Source organism: Neobacillus sp. NPDC093182, assembly GCF_044754045.1.
On record NZ_JBIVOI010000018.1, the window covers coordinates 33693 to 55142 of the forward strand.

At 37.0% G+C, this 21450-nt stretch carries 19 protein-coding genes and 1 pseudogene; 14 read left to right on the forward strand and 6 right to left on the reverse strand.

The window, feature by feature from the left end; translation table 11 throughout:
* Window positions 1–16: 16 nt before the first annotated feature.
* Genes ACIQAA_RS26290 through ACIQAA_RS26300 form a run of 3 tightly spaced genes read right to left on the reverse strand, consistent with a single transcriptional unit; the run spans window position 17 to window position 2337 of the window.
* Window positions 17–754: an ABC transporter permease gene (locus tag ACIQAA_RS26290; protein WP_402625727.1), complete on the reverse strand. Its 738-nt coding sequence runs from the start codon at window positions 752–754 to the stop codon at window positions 17–19.
* A complete protein-coding gene (locus ACIQAA_RS26295) occupies window positions 751–1455 on the reverse strand; it encodes an ABC transporter ATP-binding protein (protein ID WP_402625729.1) in 705 nt (234 codons plus the stop codon). The genes ACIQAA_RS26290 and ACIQAA_RS26295 overlap by 4 nt, the downstream gene beginning before the upstream one ends.
* Window positions 1456–1491: 36 nt before the next feature.
* Window positions 1492–2337, reverse strand: coding sequence for a hypothetical protein (locus ACIQAA_RS26300; RefSeq protein WP_402625731.1), 846 nt, complete (start codon window positions 2335–2337; stop codon window positions 1492–1494).
* 188 nt (window positions 2338–2525) lie between these two features.
* On the opposite strand from ACIQAA_RS26300, the gene ACIQAA_RS26305 reads away from it, so the two are divergent.
* Both ACIQAA_RS26305 and pabA read left to right on the forward strand, forming a co-directional pair.
* A complete protein-coding gene (locus tag ACIQAA_RS26305) occupies window positions 2526–2720 on the forward strand; it encodes an IDEAL domain-containing protein (RefSeq protein WP_402625732.1) in 195 nt (64 codons plus the stop codon).
* A 145-nt stretch (window positions 2721–2865) separates the two neighbouring features.
* Window positions 2866–3450 carry an aminodeoxychorismate/anthranilate synthase component II gene (pabA, locus tag ACIQAA_RS26310; protein ID WP_402625734.1) on the forward strand — a complete coding sequence of 195 codons (585 nt, stop codon included), beginning with the start codon at window positions 2866–2868 and terminating at the stop codon, window positions 3448–3450.
* A 53-nt stretch (window positions 3451–3503) separates the two neighbouring features.
* Here pabA and ACIQAA_RS26315 read toward each other — a convergent pair whose 3' ends face one another.
* The gene (locus ACIQAA_RS26315; RefSeq protein WP_402625736.1) at window positions 3504–4085 is read right to left on the reverse strand and encodes a hypothetical protein; all 582 of its coding nucleotides are present in this window, start codon (window positions 4083–4085) and stop codon (window positions 3504–3506) included.
* 300 nt (window positions 4086–4385) lie between these two features.
* Here ACIQAA_RS26315 and ACIQAA_RS26320 point away from each other — a divergent pair, with 300 nt between their 5' ends.
* Window positions 4386–4988: a hypothetical protein gene (locus ACIQAA_RS26320; protein WP_402625738.1), complete on the forward strand. Its 603-nt coding sequence runs from the start codon at window positions 4386–4388 to the stop codon at window positions 4986–4988.
* Between the two features lie 23 nt (window positions 4989–5011).
* Here the strand turns inward: ACIQAA_RS26320 and ACIQAA_RS26325 are convergent, their stop codons facing one another.
* Entirely contained in the window at window positions 5012–5656 is a 645-nt protein-coding gene (locus ACIQAA_RS26325) for a YczE/YyaS/YitT family protein (protein WP_402625740.1), read from the reverse strand.
* A gap of 166 nt (window positions 5657–5822) precedes the next feature.
* Here ACIQAA_RS26325 and ACIQAA_RS26330 point away from each other — a divergent pair, with 166 nt between their 5' ends.
* From ACIQAA_RS26330 to ACIQAA_RS26360, 7 genes and pseudogenes are all read left to right on the forward strand, one after another.
* Window positions 5823–6998 (forward strand): LL-diaminopimelate aminotransferase, encoded by a 1176-nt coding sequence (locus ACIQAA_RS26330; protein WP_402625742.1) that lies wholly within the window; start codon window positions 5823–5825, stop codon window positions 6996–6998.
* Window positions 6999–7296: 298 nt separating this feature from the next.
* Entirely contained in the window at window positions 7297–7746 is a 450-nt protein-coding gene (locus tag ACIQAA_RS26335) for an SRPBCC family protein (RefSeq protein WP_402625744.1), read from the forward strand.
* Window positions 7747–7884: 138 nt separating this feature from the next.
* The gene (ppc, locus tag ACIQAA_RS26340; protein WP_402625745.1) at window positions 7885–10647 is read left to right on the forward strand and encodes a phosphoenolpyruvate carboxylase; all 2763 of its coding nucleotides are present in this window, start codon (window positions 7885–7887) and stop codon (window positions 10645–10647) included.
* Between the two features lie 241 nt (window positions 10648–10888).
* Window positions 10889–13488 (forward strand): annotated as a pseudogene (gene adhE / locus ACIQAA_RS26345) (bifunctional acetaldehyde-CoA/alcohol dehydrogenase).
* Window positions 13489–13815: 327 nt separating this feature from the next.
* Window positions 13816–15075 (forward strand): AMP-binding protein, encoded by a 1260-nt coding sequence (locus ACIQAA_RS26350; protein WP_402625746.1) that lies wholly within the window; start codon window positions 13816–13818, stop codon window positions 15073–15075.
* A gap of 135 nt (window positions 15076–15210) precedes the next feature.
* Window positions 15211–15894: a hypothetical protein gene (locus ACIQAA_RS26355; RefSeq protein WP_402625747.1), complete on the forward strand. Its 684-nt coding sequence runs from the start codon at window positions 15211–15213 to the stop codon at window positions 15892–15894.
* A gap of 18 nt (window positions 15895–15912) precedes the next feature.
* On the forward strand, window positions 15913–16488 hold the full coding sequence (locus tag ACIQAA_RS26360; protein WP_402625749.1) for a hypothetical protein: 576 nt from the start codon (window positions 15913–15915) through the stop codon (window positions 16486–16488).
* A 52-nt stretch (window positions 16489–16540) separates the two neighbouring features.
* Here ACIQAA_RS26360 and ACIQAA_RS26365 read toward each other — a convergent pair whose 3' ends face one another.
* Window positions 16541–17323, reverse strand: coding sequence for an alpha/beta fold hydrolase (locus ACIQAA_RS26365; protein ID WP_402625750.1), 783 nt, complete (start codon window positions 17321–17323; stop codon window positions 16541–16543).
* Window positions 17324–17473: 150 nt separating this feature from the next.
* On the opposite strand from ACIQAA_RS26365, the gene phaQ reads away from it, so the two are divergent.
* The 4 genes from phaQ (at window position 17474) to ACIQAA_RS26385 (ending at window position 21236) form a co-directional block, all read left to right on the forward strand.
* The gene (gene phaQ, locus ACIQAA_RS26370; protein WP_179598122.1) at window positions 17474–17911 is read left to right on the forward strand and encodes a poly-beta-hydroxybutyrate-responsive repressor; all 438 of its coding nucleotides are present in this window, start codon (window positions 17474–17476) and stop codon (window positions 17909–17911) included.
* Entirely contained in the window at window positions 17892–18506 is a 615-nt protein-coding gene (locus ACIQAA_RS26375) for a hypothetical protein (protein WP_402625752.1), read from the forward strand. The genes phaQ and ACIQAA_RS26375 overlap by 20 nt, the downstream gene beginning before the upstream one ends.
* Window positions 18507–19091: 585 nt before the next feature.
* Window positions 19092–20258, forward strand: a complete 1167-nt coding sequence (locus tag ACIQAA_RS26380) for a C40 family peptidase (RefSeq protein WP_402625754.1) — start codon at window positions 19092–19094, stop codon at window positions 20256–20258.
* Window positions 20259–20402: 144 nt separating this feature from the next.
* Window positions 20403–21236, forward strand: a complete 834-nt coding sequence (locus tag ACIQAA_RS26385) for an undecaprenyl-diphosphate phosphatase (protein ID WP_402625755.1) — start codon at window positions 20403–20405, stop codon at window positions 21234–21236.
* Window positions 21237–21450: the final 214 nt, after the last annotated feature.

Consider the following 21450-nt stretch of genomic DNA (forward strand, 5'->3'; position numbering starts at 1 on the left):
GAAAAACACCCTTCAGTTAGGCTTCTTTTCTATTAAACATATAATAGCCTATTGAAAAAAACAATGCGAAAGAAGAGCACAAATAGGTGACAGTTTGTATCATCCACCGAAACGACACATCACTAAGCCACTGCATATACCAATCCAAATAGGCAGATGGCAGTAAATATAAGGAATTAGGCAGAACATATGGAATAAACATCATGATTACGTATAGGACAATCATGCCAGAAATAGCGAGTACACTAGAATGAACGAAGAGTGCCAACATAACAGCAAAAGCGGTTAGAACGATAATTGGAAACCAGGACACGATAAAGGCGCCTAAACTGGAAGGAATAGCAGCCATGTCGAAGTTTTTATCAAAAACAGAGCTGCTAATGATGACAGCCAGCCATTCCAATAAAAGAATAAATAAGATAAAAACACTAATTGCGATTACTTTGGATAAGAAAAGCTCCATTCGACTGATTGGTCTTACTTGAAATAAGGTTCCACGTTCACCTTCACCTGTAAATAAATCTGTGGCTGCGATAAAGATAAATAAAGGTAATAAAATGGTTACGAATAAATCTAATAAGGTAAAATTAATATTTTCAGTTGGTAAATCCATCCAATCTGTCAAAAATAAATTATTCAATAGCAGCTTAGTCAGCATAGGAATAAGGACAGCAGCGAGCAGAAAAAGCTTGGTAACCTTTTTTGTCAGCAGCTTTTGCATTTCATTGAAAGTATTTGCTTGGATTGTGTTCATCTTCCTGCCACCTCAACCTTCCTGACATAAACGTCCTCTAATGGCTCGGAACCGGCTTCATATAATGAAGCTGTTCCGTCGATGAGAAAACAAAAACGATTACATAATTTTTCTAGTTCTGATATATGGTGACTGGAAATCACAAAAGTTACACCGGAATCACTGGATATCTCCTGGATTGTTTTTCTTAACAAAAGCAAACCATCAATATCTAAGCCGTTCGTTGGTTCATCCAAAACGATCAAGCGCGGTTTGGAAATAAGTGCGGAGGCAATCCCAAAACGCTGCTTCATGCCCATAGAAAAGGAGGATATTTTCTCGTCTTTATAAGGAGTTAAACCAGTCTGACGCAATACCATTTCAATATCCGCATCTGTAATTCCAGAATACAAACGAGAAATCATTTTTAGATTTTTATAGGGTGACATTTTTTCATAAGCAACAGCAGGTCCAATTAAGGCACCCACAGGACCTATGGCTTCCTTGTAATTACTTTGAAGGTCAACGCCAAATAACTCAACTTTTCCTCTATCTGGAGAAGCTAGACCGGTCAGGCATTTTAATAAGGTTGTTTTACCGGCACCATTCGGACCGAGGATCCCTACTATTTCCCCTTGGTTTATGGTTAAATCAATATTCTCTATTCCTCTGCCATTTGAGTATTGCTTAGTCATTTCAGTAATAACCACTGCTTTTTTCAAAATTGTCACCCTCTATACATTACTAATATTGGATTACTATCTGCCGTGCTTGAATTCAACTACTTTATCAGCAGGTATCTCAACAGGGGTTACTGTAGTCTGATTGTAGTCAGTTGCATTTAAGTTAATATTAAGAACTAATTCATGGCTGGTACCTTGTTTATCTTTTCCAGTTACGATTACTTTGACAGTCTGTTGCTCAATGTAATTTTCCTTATTCACTTGTGCAGTAAGTTTGACTTGCTTAACGGTAATTTCGTGATCCAATTCAGGGAGCTTTGCCTTAATGTGAAAGTCTGAGCTTTCAGTTTCGTTATTGTCTTGAATCATGACAGCATGTTTAATCATTAACGTACTCAAAGCATTTGCAGAAAGAGGAATTTCTTTTCCAGTTAAATCTAGCTGAATCACGTGATCGCCGTCTTTCTTTTCTGTGACTGTAATTTGCTGTTGCAGATTCTTTGTCATGACATCGATGAGATTCTCTACATCATCCTTTAATTCAGCTGTATTGCTGTGATGTGGATTATTGGAGGTATCCATTTTGTAGATGGTGTCAAGTCCATCCTTCATCACATACCAATTCCCGTCCTGCTTGTACAAGTTCATATTGCTAACTTCTGATTCATTGGCTAAACGAGTAGAGACGAAGTTTAATTGATTGACTGAATCAGATTTAAAAATCGACTGGGATGTTAATATAGACTTTTTGTTGTCCTCAATGTTAAGGTTAAAATCCAACGTCGCGCTATCAGCAGTATGAGTTTTCTTTAAGGCTTCCTTGTAAAGGTCGTAACCAGATGTATTTGCTGAAATCGAATAAACACTGCCCAACATAAGCGTTCCACTTATCCCGATAACCGCCAAAAGCTTCTTATTCATATACATTTCCTCCAATCATTATTTTGTTACAAGTTCAGTGTAATCGGGAGTTATAAAAGCAATCTAAATAAACTATTAAATTTTTCTTAAATGTCAGGAAAAAATTTCTTTTGATAATAACGAATAAAATATTTGAATTTTTAGATAATTAACAGTATAATTAAAAAAAGCTCAAGGAGTTGATTTCCATGGAAAAGAGATTATTAAATTCACCACAACAAACTGATGAGAACAACGATTCTGTAATTGCTGAGATGTTTTTAAACCACGCCTTGATTGAATTTAGAAGAAAAGTGCTCCGTAAGGAAATCGACCTCTCGCTACAAGAAAGAAATAAAGAAGCCTTCCTCAAGTTATCCGAGGAATTAAAGAAAATTTCATAGCAAAAGTTTCCTAACAGACTTAATTCATATTGGAAGCCCTTTTCATATTAGAAAGGGCTTCTTTTGTTTTGGATATTCATGTATGATGAAAAAGCTGATACTAAAAAGAAAAATGAATGGTTTGAAGGGAAATAGGTGAGCAGCAATGATTTTCATGGTCGATAATTATGATTCTTTTACCTTTAACTTAGTTCAATACCTAGGGGAGCTGGGGGAGGACTTAGTAGTACAGCGGAACGACCAAACAACAATAGATGATATTAGAACGTTGGACCCCGAGTTTTTAATGATTTCCCCAGGTCCAGGTAATCCTAGTGAGGCTGGAATAAGCCTAGAGGTTATAAAGACATTTTCTGGTGTTATTCCCATTTTAGGAGTTTGTCTTGGGCACCAATCTATTGCTCAAGCATACAAAGGTGATGTTGTTTCTGCTGCGCAATTAATGCATGGAAAAACATCTGATATATACCATGATGGAAAATCGATATTTAAAGGACTGCCGAACCCATTTCCGGCAACGAGGTATCACTCATTGATAGTCAAAAGGGACACGCTTCCAACCTGTTTTGAGATATCTGCGTGGACGGAGAATGGAGAAATTATGGGAATACGTCATAAAGAACTTCCACTCGAAGGTGTTCAGTTTCACCCAGAATCGATTTTAACCTCATGTGGAAAAGAAATACTAAAAAACTTTGTTCATTACTATAGAAAAGTTGAAGCCATTTAAGTACAAAAGGCATATCTAAAAAAAACAGGTGCCATTTTCGTATGGCACCGAGATTATTTCTTTTTTTCCCCTTTTTTATTGTTCATTAAATAAAATGTTAACGGCTGATCTGAACCGGTCATTAGATTATAAACATAGGTAGAAGTAATTTTATATCCTTCGTCAATTTTTTCTGCAAGATAGTTAGTCCGTTCAAAAAGGATGGAGCGAATATGATTTAACTGCCGAAAGATTTTCTCTGTCAATGCTTCTTGTTGGTCTAACCGAGTTAATACCCCTGTTTGAAACTCTTCTTGTTTACTGATTTTTTCGGATAGTTGTTTTTGCAGTTCCTCTTGTGTTTTCAACAAATGGATAATTAATTCTTCATATTCAGTATGCTTTTGATTACTAGTGCTAATTTCATTTAATTGATTTGATATTTTATCCAAATTACTTGCTTGTACGACCTCTTGGTTTAGATACTGGTGTTTAATCTCATTGATGGCGTTTAGTAGTGAAACATTTGCTTGCTGCTGCTCGTCTATAACTTCTGAAAGAAAATCTCTCCTCACCAGCTTTTGGTTTGGTTCAGATATCTTCTTCTTATTCTTATAAACTTTAGGATGTTTGCCATTATTAATATATAATCCCATTTATTACACCCCTTATATCATGAATGTATTATTTTATGCTTGAATTGTTAAAAATGGGTAAATTTTATAAAAAAAACAGGAAAAATGTGTTTCTATGAGGAATTTAATTTAGTAAATTATAATATAAGACCATAAAGGGAATCCCGTTGCCAGGGTAAGTCTTAAGTCTTAGTTTAAAATCATGCTCGAGATTGTGTGAGCCTGAAGATAGACACGTTAAAATAAAATAAAAGTTCGAATTCATTAAGGGATATAAGGAGAGAAATCCCTTCCTATAGAAAAATGAAGGGGGAATATAGGATGAGGAAGATTTACGTACTTCTTACTGATACTGGGACGGTTTTAACGAAAATTATTAAACTATATACAAAGAAGCCTCATAATCATGCTTCCATCGCATTAGATGACCAATTATGGGATGTCTATAGTTTTGGAAGAAAAAGACCTCGCAATCCTTTCCTTGCTGGTTTTGTCAGAGAAAATATCCGTGGCGGCATATTTCGCAATGCTGATTGTGCTATTTATTGTTGTACGATATCTGAAAAACAGTATGATACAATTTGTCAAAAAATTAAAGAAATTGAAAAAAATAAGGGAGATTATCGCTATAATCTTTTAGGTCTATTCGCTGTCATGTTTAATTTGGAGCTGGATCGAAAAAATGCATTTTTTTGTTCCCATTTCGTTGCCGCACTTCTTGAGGAATCAGGAGTGAAAATCAATAAACAAAAGCCGCTTTCACTTGTTACTCCTGATGACATAAAAGAATCTAATTCTTTAGAATTAGTCTATGAAGGGAAATTATCATCCTATTTTGAAGAGGCAAATGAACATGTGATAAACGAATTATCTCATCAAAAATATTATCACGATTTCAGTACGGATAGAATAGAAGTTATCTAGTTAAAATTAGAGAAGACGTGTCTTTATAAAGACACGTCTTCTCTAATTTGTTTATTCTTATTTTTAAATAATTCAATTAAGCTATTAAAAAAGCGCATGGACGTTTGGAATACTGGACTTTGGATAAATGTATAGAGGAAGGTGGCAATAAATACAGGTCCTCCTAAGATAAAACCAATGATTAAGACAAAACTTTCCACTAGGATACGTGCTTGACTTACTGATAATTTCGTTTTATTTGAAATGAATAGCATAAAACCATCTCGTGGCCCAGCACCTAGACCGGCCGCAACATACATCCCCCCGCCAATGCCGGAAATGACAATAGCAAAGGTTAATATAAGATAATCGACCCATGAATTTGTCGGTTCGGGTAAAAAATCTAACCATAGGAAAAAGTCCATAATCGGTCCAATTAAAAGGGCATTTAGGAAAGTTCCAATTTTAATATACTTTCTTGCTGTAAAGAAAGAGATGATAACCAGTAATAACCCGCAGATTACTCCCCAAGTCCCAATAGTAAGTCCAAAATGTTGATATAAAGCCACATTTAAAACTTCCCAGGGATGTAAGCCAACATGTTTAACTTTTACGGCTATTGCATTTCCTAAGCCAAAGAAGGTCAATCCCAATAAAAATATTACATACTGAATCACTTTCACCTGCACGTTACCTCCAAATTATAAACTGTCAATTATCCTACATCTTAAAAGAAGTCGATTGGATAATCAATCCTTTTTAGAATATTGGAGTAGAAAGAATTTTATAAATAGATTAAATTTGTTAAAATGAATCAATAAAATGGGTTAAGTACATAATTGAGGGGATAAATCTATGAATCTTGTTGCTTCTAAAAAAGTTAAAAAATTAACAGCAAGTATATTTCAAGAGGTAGCTGATCTAAAACGGCAAGCACTAAACAGGGGGCTTGATGTTATTGATTTAAGTGTGGGAAGCCCTGATTTACCGCCTCCTGCATTCGTAATGGAAGAACTTGTGAAATATGCCAGTGACACAGCAAATTACGGATACACTTTAAAGGGAATACCAGAATTTCATGAGGCTGTTTCTTACTTTTATCAGCAGCGTTACGCTGTAGACATTGATCCAGGAAAAGAAGTGCTTCAATTAATGGGGTCACAGGATGGCCTTGCGCATTTAGCAACAGCGATTATTAACCCAGGGGATTATGTATTAGTGCCGGACCCAGGTTATCCTATTTACGAAGCGAGTGTTACCATTGCGGGCGGTGTCCTGTATCCTATGCCATTATTAGCAGAAAATAACTTTTTACCTATTCTAGATGATATTCCGCTTCATATCTTGGAAAATACAAAAATGATGATCCTTAGTTATCCTGGTAATCCTGTAACAGCGCTGGCTGATAGGTGCTTTTTTGAAAAGGTAATTGATTTTGCGAAACGTCACAATATTTTAGTCGTTCATGATTTCGCTTACTCAGAATTAATTTATGACAACCATCCGCAAATAAGTTTCATGTCGGTTCCAGGTGCTAAGGAGGTTGGGATTGAATTTAATTCTTTATCAAAGACCTTTAATTTAGCAGGCTGCCGGATTGGATACGCTGTCGGCAATGAGCAGGCAGTAAATATCCTGGGAACCTTTAAATCACAAATTGATTATGGGGTATTTTATCCTATTCAAAAAGCAGCTGTTGCTGCACTTACATCGGATTACACATTACTAAAAGAGCAGGTGAAAGAGTACGAGTTTCGCAGAGATACCCTTATGGCTGGTCTAGAAAAAAGCGGCTGGCAGCTGGCTAAGTCACCCGCAACGATGTTTCTTTGGGCCAAAATCCCAGACGGATGGAAATCAAGACAATTCGCCTTTGAATTAATCAATCGCGCTGGCGTAGCGGTGATCCCCGGTGACGCATTCGGGCAACAAGGCGAAGGCTACGTTCGAATTGCATTAGTACAGCCCCCAGAGAGACTCTCAGAAGCAGCAGCAAGGATACATGAATTCCTAGTCCAATTGGCACGCTAAAACATTAGCAATTTCATTCTTCTATAAAGACACTATAAATCATATAAATTATAAAAAGACCTTCAGCATTGAAGGTCTTTTCATTTGGGTGTGTTAAAGGAAATTGTTGATTTTGTAACCCTGTTGATTTGTGCGGAAGGCGCGAGACTCCTGCGGGAGGACGGGGCAGGGGAGACCCCGCAGTCGCTTAAGCGACGAGGAGGCTCCCCGGACCGCCCGCGGAAAGCGAAGCGCCTGGAGCACAAATCAACAGGCCATATTACACAGCCATACATTCAAAATGAAAGAGGGATACCAAATGCCTAGCGAAAAACAACAAATAGAATTAGAAATCCCGATAAATGTGATTTGGGACTTCATCAGGGATGCAAATAATTGGGCACCACTTGTACCTGGTTATATAGCGCATGAGCAAATTAATGACAATATAATAACATGGGAGTTTAAAAGTGACCTTGGCATAATGAAAAAAAAGGTAAGTTTAGTTATTGATATTAAAGAGTGGAACGAACCAACCAGGGTAAGCTTTGAATTAAGGCGAGCCAATGAAAAATATATTGGTGAAGGTTATTTTGAAGCACATGCAGTTAATCAGAAAAAGACATTGTTAACCGGATTTCTCGAAATAAATGCTAGTGGGGCATTAGGTTCATTGGCAAATTCACTCTTTAAAAATGCGATTCCAAAATCAACAGAAGAAGTGGCAGCAGCCATCTCAACTAAACTGGAAGAATTTAACCAAAAGTAGATAAAATCTGCAATCCGATAAAAAATTCGGGTTGTTTTTTTTTAAATAATTAAAAAATTTTTTAACATGAGAGCAAAGTTATGTTATATTAATAAATAAAAAATTTAGTAAATTTACTAGTACAGGGAGGGTGAAAGCATGAGTACAGAATTAAAGGTGAATGACAGCAGTCTTCCACTTCGCCGCGATGTAAAATTACTAGGTCAAATCCTTGGTGAGATCCTAGTCAGCCATGGCGGGACTGAACTATTCGATAAAGTGGAAAAAATTCGTCTGATGTGTAAAACACTTAGAACTCATTTTGATAACGAAATTTATTCCGAATTAAAGGAAGAAATTGCAAATCTCAACAGCCCAATGAGAAAGCAGGTTATTAGGGCATTTTCAATGTATTTCCATTTGATAAATATCGCCGAACAAAATCACCGTATTCGCAGGAGAAGACAATATCAACTAGAAGATGATTCAATCGTTCAGCCAGATTCTATCGAAAGTGCAATTCTCTCTTTAAAGGAGAACAATCTTAATGAAGATATGATTCAAGAGGTATTAAACAAGTTATCTCTTGAGCTAGTCATTACCGCACATCCAACAGAGGCAGCGAAGCGTTCAATCCTAGAAATACAACAACGTATTGCTGTAATCTTGAAGAAGCTCGACTATCCTTTATTAACAAAAAGAGAGCGAAGAAAGCTCGAAGAGAGTCTGTTTAATGAAGTGACGATTCTATGGCAGACAGATGAGCTTCGCCATAATAAGCCGAGTGTGTTGGACGAGGTACGGAACGGGCTGTATTATTTTGATCAGACTTTATTTGAAGTCCTTCCAGAAATTCATCGTGAAGTAGAAATTTGCTTAGAAAAGAACTATTCCGCTGCAAAATGGGATGTTCCTAATTTCCTTAGGTTCGGATCATGGATAGGCGGAGACCGTGATGGAAACCCGAACGTAACTCCGGAGGTTACGTGGGAGACGTTACATAAGCAGCGGAAGCTTGTCTTAAAGAAATACAAAAATGTCTTAGTAGATCTTATGAAACGTTATAGTCATTCCACAACCCGGGTAGAGGTCAGTCAAGAATTAGTCCAATCCTTAGAGGCAGAAGAGGACAAGTTTCTGACAGATGATAAGAAATGGCCAGTTAAAGGGGAAGTATACCGCCGTAAATTTGCTATTATTATCGAACGATTGAAACAAGTGGGTAAATCAGATTTAGGTTATCATTCTTCTGAAGAATTATTAGAAGATTTATATGTAGTGAAAAGAAGTTTAAAAAACCATCATCCAGCAGCCCATGAGTTAAAAACCATCCAAAAGTTAATCCGTCAAGTCCAACTCTTTGGTTTCCATTTAGCAACACTTGATATTCGTAATCATAGTGGTGAACACGAGGCAGCTATTACAGAGATTTTACGAAAAGTCCAAATTACGGATAATTATGCTCAGCTTTCAGAGGATGAAAAAGTAAAAATATTAGAAAATATCTTAATGGACCCGCGCCCGCTACTATTATTAAACGAAGATTATACACCGGAAACACAGCAAATGATTCAGGTATTTCAGATGATTAGAAATGCCCATAAAGTATTTGGAAAACGGTCCATTTCTGTTTATCTTGTAAGTATGACAAAGTCAGCAAGTGACTTACTTGAAGTACTGGTTATGGCGAAAGAGGCTGGAATTTATAGACTCCATGCAGATGGAACGGTTGAAAGCCAATTAAATGTTGCCCCGTTGCTAGAAACGATTGATGATTTAACAGCTGGTCCTAAAATTATGGAAACATTGTTCCAAATGCCTGTATATCGCAATCACTTAAAAGTAATGAATGACCAGCAGGAAATTATGCTTGGGTATTCGGACGGCAGTAAAGACGGCGGTACGTTAACAGCAAATTGGAAGCTATATAAAGCACAGCTTGAAATTCACGAGATGGCAAGCAAGTATCACATTGGATTAAAGTTTTTCCATGGACGCGGCGGTTCTCTAGGACGCGGAGGCGGTCCATTAAACAAAAGTCTACTTTCGCAACCAGCAGAAACGATTGGAGATGGAGTGAAAATAACTGAGCAGGGTGAAGTCCTTTCTTCACGCTATTTGCTTGAAGACATCGCTTATCGAAGCTTAGAACAGGCAACTTCTACACTTATGCTGGCAACAGCCCGTGTATCAAAAGAGGCAGAGCCTGGAGATTTGAGGGATGAAATATGGGAATCAGTCATTGAAGAGATTTCCAGCGTTGCCCTTAAGAAATATCAATCACTTGTTTTTGGAGATTCAGACTTTTTAACCTATTTTAATGAAGCAACCCCATTGAGAGAACTTGGTGACTTAAACATCGGTTCAAGACCAATGAGCAGAAAAAATCGCGGCCGATTTGAGGATTTAAGAGCTATTCCATGGGTTTTTGCTTGGACACAAAGCAGGCAGCTCCTTCCAGCTTGGTATGCAGCAGGAACTGGATTAGAAAGTTATGCTCAAAAAAGTGAACAAAATTTACAACAATTACAGCAAATGTATGAAAATTGGCCATTTTTCCGATCCACCATTGATAATCTTCAAATGGCATTGATGAAAGCAGATATCACAACTGCAAAAGAATATTTATCACTAGTTGAAGATCAGAAAATTGCTGAGCGAATTTTCTCGAATATCCTTGAAGAATATGAAAGAACGAAAGCAATTCTACTCAAAATTACTGGGGATAATGAATTACTGGATCATACCCCAAACATTAAAGACTCAGTCTATCGTCGAAATCCTTATGTGGATCCACTAAACTTTTTACAGGTAGAATTAATTAAGGAATTAAGAAACCAAGACGAACCATCAGAAGAATTATTAACTGAGGTACTACTAACTATTAGTGGAATCTCAGCTGGTTTACGTAATACTGGCTGATTTGAAAAAACGCTCCTCTCCCTTATAGGTGAGGAGCGTTTTTTCATTCTATGGTGTGAAACTAGTTTTGAACATTCTGTGAAATTTTAAAAAATGAATGAATATTCATTCGTTTTTTAGCGCAATTCGACAAATCCTGCATTATTCAACATGATATATTTTAGCCAGAAAAGATTAAAGGAATAGATAGTTCAAATGAGAAAATATGCGTGCTTGAAAAGATTTATTTGGAGGGATAGTTATGGCAGTCGAAGAAAAAGTTGTGCAAGATAAACAAAATGTAGTGGCAATGATCGATATTTTGGCTAAAAATGCGGCTAAGGCGTTAGCTGAATTTCGCTGCTACAATCAGGAAATGGTGGACGAAATTGTTAAGCAAATGGCCTATATAGCACTGGGACATCATAAAGACTTGGCAAAGCTTGCAGTAGAAGAAACGAGAAGAGGAGTTTATGAAGACAAAGTTTTCAAAAATATGTTTGCGACCGAGTTTATCTACAACAACATACGCGATCTAAAAACGGTGGGAGTTATTAGTGAAAACGTGCATGAAGGCATGGTTGAGATGGCCGAGCCAGTTGGAGTCATAGCTGGGGTTATACCTATTACGAATCCAACATCCACTGTCATTTTTAAGTCATTAATTTCTCTCAAAACAAGAAATCCAATTATCTTTGCCTTTCCTAAATATGCTCAAAGGTGCTGTGTCGAAACGGCAAAACTACTTAGGGAAGCAGCCGTAAAAGCTGGGGCACCTGAGAATTGTATACAATGGATTGATATTCCCTCACATGAAGCATTTCAACTATTAATGAAGCATCCGAAGGTTGCGCTTATTCTAGCTACTGGCGGACCAAATTTAGTAAAAGCCGCTTATAGCTCAGGTAAACCAGCACTAGGTGTTGGGGCCGGCAATGTTCCTTGTTATATTGAAAAGACTGCAAATATTAAACATGCCGTAAACGACATCATTCTATCTAAAACATTCGACAACGGAATGATTTGTGCTTCTGAACAGACACTTATCATCGATCATGAGGTCTATGAGGAAGTAAAGAGAGAAATGATCGAAAATCATTGTTATTTCTTAAATAATGAAGAAAAACAATTGATTGAAAAGGCCGTGATAGACGAAAAAAGTGCTTCCTTAAATCCAATGATTGTCGGATTGCCTGCCCATATGATTGCAAAGATGGCAGGTGTTAATGTCCCTGTAAATACGAAAATATTAATTGCTGAATTAAAAGGAGTTGGACCGAAATTCCCGCTATCCTGTGAAAAATTGAGCCCTATATTAGCCTGTTATAAAGTAAATAGTTTTGCAGCAGGGCTGATGATTGCCGAAGAAACTCTTGAGTACGGGGGACTTGGACACTCTGCTGCCATTCATTCTGCTGACCAAAATGTGATTGATACCTTTTCCCTTCGGATGAAAGCTGGCAGAATTATGGTTAATACACCATCGACTCATGGTGCGATTGGTGATATCTATAACACATCTTTACCGTCCTTAACGATTGGGTGCGGAACATATGGAGGGAACTCTGTGTCTCAAAATGTAGGAGCAGCAAATTTAATTAACATTAAGAAGGTTGCAAAAAGGAGAAACATGACACAATGGTTTAAAGTTCCATCACAAGTATTTTTTGAAAGGAACTCGGTCCAGGTGCTTTCAGCTATTCCTGGGATCTCAAAAGTGTTTATTGTAACAAGTGAAAGTCAAATGAAAAATCGCTCCATTGACAAAGTGCTTTATCAATTAGAAAAACATCCTAGTAATATTCAATATGAAGTTTTATATAATATTGAACCTGAGCCAGATATTGAAAGTGTCAAGCGGGGTGCAGAAAGGATGCAGAAATTCCAGCCTGATTCTCTAATTGCACTTGGTGGCGGCTCCGTAATGGATGCAGCAAAAGCAATGTGGCTTTTCTATGAACATCCAGAAGCAGATTTTAATAGCTTAAAGCAAAAATTCTTTGATCCTAGCAAAAGAGTGGTTAAATTCCCTGCTCTCCGTGGCAAAGCAATCTTTATCGCCATTCCAACCACATCAGGAACAGGATCTGAAGTACTTCCTTTTCAGTGATCTCTGATAAAAAGTCAAATATTAAATATCCGCTGGCTGACTTTCAATTAACTCCAGATTTGGCGATTGTCGATCCTCAGTTTGTCATGACGGTACCTAAGCATGTAACAGCAGATACTGGAATGGATGTTTTAACACATGCTATAGAAGCTTATGTTTCAGTATTAGCCAATGATTTTACCGATGGATTAGCATTGAAAGCAATCCAATTAGTATTTGAATATTTACCAAGGGCTTACCGAGACGGTAATGATGAACTTGCCAGGGAAAAAATGCACAATGCCTCAACGATTGCAGGGATGGCTTTTGCTAATTCATTTTTAGGAATTAATCATAGCCTGGCACATGCACTAGGTGCTGAATTCAATATTGCTCATGGCCGTGCCAATGCCATTTTATTACCTCACGTCATTCGTTATAATGCAACAAAGCCGAATAAATTCATGACATACCCTAAATATGAACACTTTATTGCTGATCAGCGCTATGCAGAGATTACAAGAATGCTGGGACTGGCTGCAGACACAACTGAAGCTGGTGTTGAGAGTTTAATACAAGCAATTACGGGCTTAATGAAGGAATTGGAATTGCCAATGAGCATTGAAGAAACAGGGATAAGTCAGAATGAATTCGAAAGAAAAATAAATATCCTTGCGGAACATGCCTTTGACGATCAAGATACGATTGCAAATCCAAAGCAGCCGCTTGTAACAGAGCTGGCGAATATCTATCGACAGGCGTTTAAAGGTTAGGTGAGCAGCAGATTCGAAAATTGTGTGAACAAGAATGATAATTTCGACAAAAACCCTCAATTTTCTTAATGTATCTTACCTCTATCAAGAATTAGACACTGTGAATATTAGTAATAATTAGGAAAATGCGGAATATTGTCGATTTGGCAACGTTTACAATAAATTTTTTTAAACCAATAATTTAAGTGGATGAAAACTTGATAGGAAAAGGGGAGGAGATTGTATGGTTTATTCGCAAAAGCCATGGTTAAAGTTTTATGATCCAAGAATTAGTAAGGATGTTTCAGTAGACTACGATTCTTTATACGATCTTTTGAAGCTGGCTATATGGTAGTTTTCGAAGCATTCTATCAAAAGGTAAAAGAAGTTCAACCAAGAACTTCATTGAAAAAAATCATCGTCGTAGGATTTGGGGGAAGCAGAATTAATCTTGCAGATGGTGATATATATTTTGATGATTTTCTTACTCATGATAACGTAATCCCTGAAATCCCAATTAACATCGAAGAAGATGTGGCTATTTTACAATATGCCGGTGGAACCACAGGTGTTTCCAAAGGCGTCATGCTCACCCATCAGAACCTGCTGGCGAATATTATTCAAGTTTGTGATTTTACTTATAATGCAGTTGATGAGAAACCAGAAAATTTTAAGATAATCAGCGTCCTCCCTATGTTTCATGTCTATGGATTATCATGCAATGCACTTTCAGCCATCCGAATAGGGTGTAATCAATTAATTCTTCCTCGTTTCGATGTGAATGAATTACTTGAGTTGATCAATCGGGAAAAGCCATTCCAGCTGACTGCAGTTCCTACCATGATATTCGCTTTAAACAGTCACCCGCTATTAGAAGATAGCTCAATTAAAGATATTTACTACCTTAGCAGCGGTGGGGCTCCACTGCCAGTGGAACAGGTGGAAACTTTTGAAAAACGCGTAGGTATTAGACTTGCAGATGGATACGGACTTTCAGAAACAGCCCCGTCTGCAATTTCCACACCGCCATTTCTTCCGCGTAAACTCGATAGTGTGGGCATTCCTATACCAGGGACAGAAGCAAGAATTGTAAAGGAGATAGAAGATGGATATATAAATGTTCCGGTTGGTGAAGCAGGTGAATTAATTCTTCGCGGGCCTCAGGTTATGAAGGGCTACTGGAAGCGTCCTAGTGAAACACAAATGGTCATAAGAGATGGATGGCTCTTTACGGGCGATATCGCCAAAATGGATGAGGATGGTTACTTCTACATCTTAGACCGGAAAAAAGATATGATTATTGCAAGCGGATACAATGTTTACCCTCGCGAAATTGAGGAAATTATCTATCAGCATGAAGCTGTTGAAGAGGCTATCGTCGTGGGAATGCCAGATTCCTATAGAGGTGAAACAGTAAAAGCTTTTGTAAAATTAAAAGTTGGTGCTGCTGTTACACCTGAACAATTAATAGACTATTCAAGGCAATTCCTAGCTCCATATAAAGTCCCGAAAGAGATAGAGATTCTAACCGAACTTCCTAAATCATCTGTCGGGAAGTTACTAAGGAGAATGCTGCGACAAGAAGAAAATCAAAAGATTCATTCATAAGAATTCCACTTCTATAAAACTTCCTAGAACACATCGAGAATCCTCATAAGAAAACTTACAATAAAAAATAAATTACCAGATTACAAGTTTTTAAGACCTATAAGGCAAGAATAATTAAAAAAAGGAATGAGTAAAATGGCTGAGAAAAATGAAGAATCACCAAAAACAACGAAAAGAAGGCGTAATACAGTGGAAAATACCACGGATGAAAATGAGATTAAAGAAGTGGAAATACCTAATACTAAAGAATCAATGGAACCAGAACAGTTTTCAAGCTTGGACAGTCTTTGGAAGCATGCTTTTAGTGAGTTAGACCAATGGGCAAAGCACGCAGATTTTCGTGATGATGTGTTTTTAAAAGAAGCCAGGTGTTTTACTGAAGGTATTAAACGAAATCAAGAGAATATTAAATCTGTCAGAGAACAGTTCAATAAAGAATTTGCAAATTGGGAGAGAACTGCAAGAGAGGAATTTTTAATGTCCACCACAGTCCTTCAGCATATCTTTCCAAAAAGATCGTATGAAGACATTAATCAGCAAATAGACCAAATTCAAAATAGAACGGCTTCCATTTTAAGTGCACCATTACAAAAGATTTTAAGTTATCCAATGACGGATCAATATTTTGACATGATTGAACAATATATTGCTGTTCGGAAGAATGCAAGGAAGCAATATATTAAAACATTAAAACAAGCAGCAAGCCTAATCTATGAGAGTCAAAAAGGGTTTGTTGGTCTTCTAACCGGTCAATTTAAATCATTCATGTTTCCTTTAAATAAGTATATGGAAAAAACCGAGGAAGTCACAAAATCATAACTTTGAGGATGATGAAGAATGTCAAAAGGAAAAATGTATGATCCATACCAGGGCTTTAAACAAATTAATGAGATGTGGGCTGGTATAATGAATATTCCAACCAAAAAGGATATCGCGAATGTTGCTAATCTATCGATTCAAGCAGAGAGAAAGATCGATATTTTAGAGGAACAGATGTTGAAATTACAGGATAATCTTGGTGCATTAAATAAAGAAAGCCTGGAACTATTTCAAGAAATGGTTAAGTTGGTTAAACAATTACAGGTTGATTTCCAAAAAACTGTCCATGAAGTAACGGAATTGAAAAGAATGAAGGATGATTTCCAGGAATTACGGAAAGACCTTGTCGATATTAAAATTATTCAAGTTAACTTTCGTGATGTAAGAGAAGAACTTGAGGAAATAAAAGAATCACAGACGAAAATGATGAATATGAATAATCTTGAAGAGCAGAAAACCGATTTACAGGAGGTTAAACTTGGGCTAGGTCAATTAGCAGAAATTAAAAATGAAATAGCTTCCTTAAAGGGGCTTGTGGTTAAAGATAGCCTAAGAGGAAAGACAAAAGAAAAGGAATTAGTTACAACAGTTTAAGTAAAAACATGTTAGATGCGGGAAGGACCCCCATCCTTCCCGCTTAAATAAATTAAGAAGCAGCCTTATGCCGGTTTAAGAACTTTCTTAGCAGGAGATTAAATCGGTTTGCTGCTTCTAATTTTGCTAAATGCCCCGAGTTTCTCATAATGATAAATTCTGAATGTGGTATCAGCTTGTGCATACAGTACTGAATCCATACTGGTAAAACAGAATCATACTGACATCCTATGATAAGCGTTGGAACTTTTATTGTTGGTAATAGAGTAATATTATTAACTTGGAAACATGCTTTTAAAGATTTTAAAAAGATGTGGCGCTTCGGTTGGAAATAGCGCTTGAAATGATTCATATTTTCTTCTGACCAAGAATATAGGCTCATATGAGCAGCTGTTTCTTTTAAAGCGGTATCTGTTGCTGCGACCCCAAGTCTCACTTTCTTAAATTTGAATAACGGCTTTCTGAGTGTTTTAGGGAAAAAGTGGAATGTACTAATCAACATGAGAGAACGAACTAGGTGGGGGGCTTGACGATAAATTTCTTGGGCAACTGCTCCGCCCATTGATAAGCCTAAAATGTGTGCGTTTTCAATTTTTAACTCGTTTAATAAAGCGATAACGTCTGCTGCGAAATTTGGAATAGATATCCCTTCCGTTTTGGTACATTCACCATGACCGCGTAAATCAGGAATTATTAATTCGTACTGATCAGCTAATTCAAATTGTAACTGCCATCCGTCCTTAACTTCACCTAAACCATGGATAAGAACTAAGTGTTCGCCATTGCCAAAATGTAAATAAGGCATCCCCAGCATACTAACTTTTGATTGTTTCAATTCGACACCACCTTTAATATTTTAATTACTTTAATTCCCAAGTTACGAAAATTGTAAACGTGATGTTACAGCATATAATAACATGTATTAGCAACGTTGACAAAATATTACTCATAGGTGTAAAATACATATAGGTGAGGTGATATAGAAGTGGTAAATCAAGACAATCAGTCTGTCAATCCTTCAAAAAACTTTGTTCTGCCATTTATTCTATTGCTTCTTAGCAGAATGTCTCTTCACGGATATGAGCTAAGCCAGAAATTACAAGGATTTGGTTTTAAAACGATTGACCAGGGTAATCTTTACAGACTGTTAAGACAGCTCGAAAAGGAAGAACTAGTATCATCAGAGTGGGATACAAATGGCAGTGGTCCTGCCAAAAGAAGATATTCCATAACCAAAGCTGGTATTACATACTTAAAAGGCTATGCCAATCAACTAGAATCGTACCAATCGATGCTGGACCAATTCTTCAAAATGTATTCAAGTTTTCTTGAGCTCTATATTCCTTCATTTCAAAAGAGGGATCCGATAGAGAAAGTAAACAGTAAAAAGAGGAGGAAGGACGATGGCACAGAAAAAGAGTGAAAATGTTCAAGCAGTTGAAGAAAAGATGATTCCAGCAGCAGAAGAACCTAAAGATGAGGGTTTATTTGTAGATACACTCTGGAATCAGTATGAGCAATCACTTGAGCGTGCAAGACAACTGCGGGAAAGCCGTGAAGACGCATATTTGAATGCACTAAGAGAAGTCATCAAGTTTAACAAACAATATAGAAATTCAATAGCTAATCTTTTCGAACAAACTAAAAAAACAAACAAAGAAGTTGTTTCTGGTTTCATGCAGCAAATGAATGCACGCAAGGAACAACTTATGAAGGACGAAGAAATAATTGAAGCGGAAATGATGAATGAAAGGGAGGAGCTTAAGGAGCAGCTTAAAGAGGTGTCTCATCAATTAGAAAACCTTGCTCTTACTCCAATCAAATCTGTTTTCCAGATTATTGACCAGTTAGAGGATAATTTTGAAAAGAGCACAGAAGCCAACATCGCTTATGGCCGCGAACGCCGTAATGCTTGGCAGCAAGTTACAAACGAGTATGTTAAAATGGCTAGAAATACACACAATGAAATTGTAAATCGTGGAAAAAATAGCGTCAAAGAACTTCTAAAAGCAAGGTAAAGGAATACACCAAAATAAATTAGCAGGCCAATACATCCGATTGGCCTGCTTTTTCATGTTAATCAGTGAACATTTAATATAGTAGCTGTGTTAAAAGGAACTAATTGACTTGGGCACTCTGTTGATTTGCGCGGAAGGCACGAAGACTCCTCGAAAATGCTATCGCATTTTCTTCGTGCGTGGGCGGATTCAAGGAAGTAATTCAATGTCCTGCGGGAGGACGGGGCAGGGGAGACCCCACAGGCGCCTTGGCGCCGAGGAGGCTCCCCGTACCGCCCGCGGAAAGCGAAGTGCCTCGTGACAGGCAGAGACCGCCTGTCACTGCGGTGATTATTCAAAGAAGCTTTCCTTAGTGGAGCGCAAATCAACAGACAAATTTAACACGGCAAATTCTTGAAACATAAATTTAATATTACTATTATTAATTTGACACCATTTCATGCTATACTTCTACTTGCAATAGAATAGGATAAAAGTGGGTACAATGGATTATTTTTGCTAAGTTAATTAACTGCTAAGTTGCTAATTACATAGAAAAAACCAAATACTATTGCTATTTGCGATGAAGGAAGCAGGGGAATAAATTTGAAAAAGAAGATTATGGCATTATGTACAATAATCACGTTCGGAAGTCCAGCTGTATTACTTCAAGTAGAAGCAGAAGAAAATAATAACCAGCAAATTATTGATGAGCAGCGCACGAAAATCCAATTAGAAATTTTAAAAGGAAATGTTGAGCTTAGCCAAGTAAAAGAAGAAATTGAAAAAATTAATGAACAAATCAAGCGAGTAGAGCAAGCGATAAATGATAATAATCAAATCATTCTCGAAACCGAGAAAAAAATAAGTGATTCACAAGTAGAGATTCAAAAACTGGAAGCAGAGATTGTAACGCTAAATGAAAAATTAAGTAAGCGTAATGAGATATTAAAAATGCGCGCACTTACATTTCAAGAAACTGGAGGTAAGGTAAACTATCTTGATGTTTTACTTGGCTCCTCAAGTTTTAAGGACTTTGTAGATCGGGTCGGTGCGGTAGCCTCATTTGTCGAGGCAGATCAAAATATTATTAACCAACATGAAGCTGATAAAGAGGAGATTAAAAAGAAGCAAGCCCAAGTAAAAGATAAATTAGCAGAGCTTCAGAGTATGAAAGTGGAATTAGAAGGAATGCAATCACAAATTTTAGAACAAAAGCAGCACAATGAATGGTTAAGAGCAGAGGCAAAGAAAAAAGAGCAAGTTACACTCTCAGAACAGGCAGGATTAATGCAGCAGGATTCTGCACTTACAGCTATGTATGATTTAACTGATCTTGATCCAAATCAAATTCTGAACGATTCAATGCTGCTAACGAATGAAACCGTTAAAAATCTTATTTCTGAAGGATTAAAGTATGTAGGGAATTCGGTTTATGTATTTGGCGGCGGTCGAAATGAATATGATATAGCAAATGGAAGATTTGATTGTTCAGCTTTTGTCAGTTGGGCGTATGCACAGGCAGATATAAAAATTGGCGCTAGTACCGAAGTTTTGAAAAACACTGGTACACCTGTCAATGTAGAGGAAATGCTTCCAGGAGACCTTGTGTTTTTTGATACTTATAAAAAAGACGGACATGTCGGCATTTACCTCGGTGCTGGAAAATTCTTAGGTTCACAAAGTTCAACAGGTGTGGCAATAGCTGATATGACAAGTGGTTATTGGTTAGAGAAATTCAATGGGCGTGTCAATCGCATTATTTCACAATAGGGAAGCGAGGCTGGCATAAGCCTCGCTATTATAATGTAATAAAAAACATTTGCTAAAGGTATTGGGAATTGAGTACAATTAAAAGGTTATTCCATATCCTTGTATCTAAAACAGTAGAAGATTAAGTTAGGAGTAGTTAAGTTAATGGAGTTATTATTGATTATTAAAGCAATTATTTTAGGTTTAGTAGAGGGTCTAACTGAATTTGCACCAGTATCTTCAACCGGGCATATGATTATCGTGGATGATATGTGGCTTCAATCAGAAGAATTTTTAGGGAAATATGGAGCGAATACTTTTAAAGTCGTGATCCAGCTGGGTTCGATTTTAGCGGTTGTGGTAACATTTAAAGACAGGATAATTGACCTTTTAGGAATGGGTCGAATAAAGAGTAAGCTATCCGGACAAAGTGGCAATCGTTTAAAATTATCTCAAGTAATTGTTGGATTAATTCCAGCTGGAATCTTTGGGGTACTACTTGAAGACTATATAGATGAGTATTTATTTTCGACTGAGACTGTTTTGATAGGTCTAGTGATTGGTGCTATTTTCATGATAATTGCAGATCGATTTGGCCCAAAAACACCAAAAATCCAAACAGTTGACCAGATTACGTATAAACAAGCACTAATGATTGGTCTCATTCAATGTTTATCATTGTGGCCAGGTTTCTCCCGTTCTGGTTCCACTATTTCAGGTGGGGTACTATTAGGATTGAGCCATAGAGCTGCTGCTGATTTCACCTTTATTATGGCTGTTCCCATTATGGCAGGTGCCAGTTTACTTTCCTTACTAAAAAATTGGCAGTATATGGAGTTGGAGGCTCTTCCATTTTTTATAGCAGGATTTATTAGTGCCTTTGTCTTTGCTTTAATCTCGATCCGCTTTTTCTTAAAATTAATCGATAAAATTAAACTCGTTCCCTTTGCTATATATAGAATCCTGTTAGCGTTAATCATTTTTCTTGTTTACTTTTAATAAACCGACAGTCTATTAGGGTCTATCTGTTCCCAATAAACCAACAACGACAAGTTGTTGGTTTTTTTTGATGGATAAAAGCGGTCTGTTTTCTGAACATAAGTAATGTTGTGGGCCATATCCTTAATGTTATAAGGATATGGTTTTTCAATTTCTAAACACTTGTCCATTATTTTTTTTTGGAGGCATCTGTCACAATTTAAATTTATTGGTC

What these genes read in the sequence shown, in the direction of transcription:
- ACIQAA_RS26300 (WP_402625731.1), bottom strand. Translation starts at nt 2,337, where the DNA reads ATGAATAAGAAGCTTTTGGCGGTTATCGGGATAAGTGGAACGCTTATG.
- pabA (WP_402625734.1), top strand. Translation starts at nt 2,866, where the DNA reads ATGATTTTCATGGTCGATAATTATGATTCTTTTACCTTTAACTTAGTT.
- ACIQAA_RS26360 (WP_402625749.1), top strand. Translation starts at nt 15,913, where the DNA reads ATGTCAAAAGGAAAAATGTATGATCCATACCAGGGCTTTAAACAAATT.
- ACIQAA_RS26335 (WP_402625744.1), top strand. Translation starts at nt 7,297, where the DNA reads ATGCCTAGCGAAAAACAACAAATAGAATTAGAAATCCCGATAAATGTG.
- ACIQAA_RS26355 (WP_402625747.1), top strand. Translation starts at nt 15,211, where the DNA reads ATGGCTGAGAAAAATGAAGAATCACCAAAAACAACGAAAAGAAGGCGT.
- ACIQAA_RS26320 (WP_402625738.1), top strand. Translation starts at nt 4,386, where the DNA reads ATGAGGAAGATTTACGTACTTCTTACTGATACTGGGACGGTTTTAACG.
- ACIQAA_RS26330 (WP_402625742.1), top strand. Translation starts at nt 5,823, where the DNA reads ATGAATCTTGTTGCTTCTAAAAAAGTTAAAAAATTAACAGCAAGTATA.
- ppc (WP_402625745.1), top strand. Translation starts at nt 7,885, where the DNA reads ATGAGTACAGAATTAAAGGTGAATGACAGCAGTCTTCCACTTCGCCGC.
- ACIQAA_RS26385 (WP_402625755.1), top strand. Translation starts at nt 20,403, where the DNA reads ATGGAGTTATTATTGATTATTAAAGCAATTATTTTAGGTTTAGTAGAG.
- ACIQAA_RS26305 (WP_402625732.1), top strand. Translation starts at nt 2,526, where the DNA reads ATGGAAAAGAGATTATTAAATTCACCACAACAAACTGATGAGAACAAC.
- ACIQAA_RS26375 (WP_402625752.1), top strand. Translation starts at nt 17,892, where the DNA reads ATGGCACAGAAAAAGAGTGAAAATGTTCAAGCAGTTGAAGAAAAGATG.
- ACIQAA_RS26315 (WP_402625736.1), bottom strand. Translation starts at nt 4,085, where the DNA reads ATGGGATTATATATTAATAATGGCAAACATCCTAAAGTTTATAAGAAT.
- ACIQAA_RS26290 (WP_402625727.1), bottom strand. Translation starts at nt 754, where the DNA reads ATGAACACAATCCAAGCAAATACTTTCAATGAAATGCAAAAGCTGCTG.
- ACIQAA_RS26350 (WP_402625746.1), top strand. Translation starts at nt 13,816, where the DNA reads ATGGTAGTTTTCGAAGCATTCTATCAAAAGGTAAAAGAAGTTCAACCA.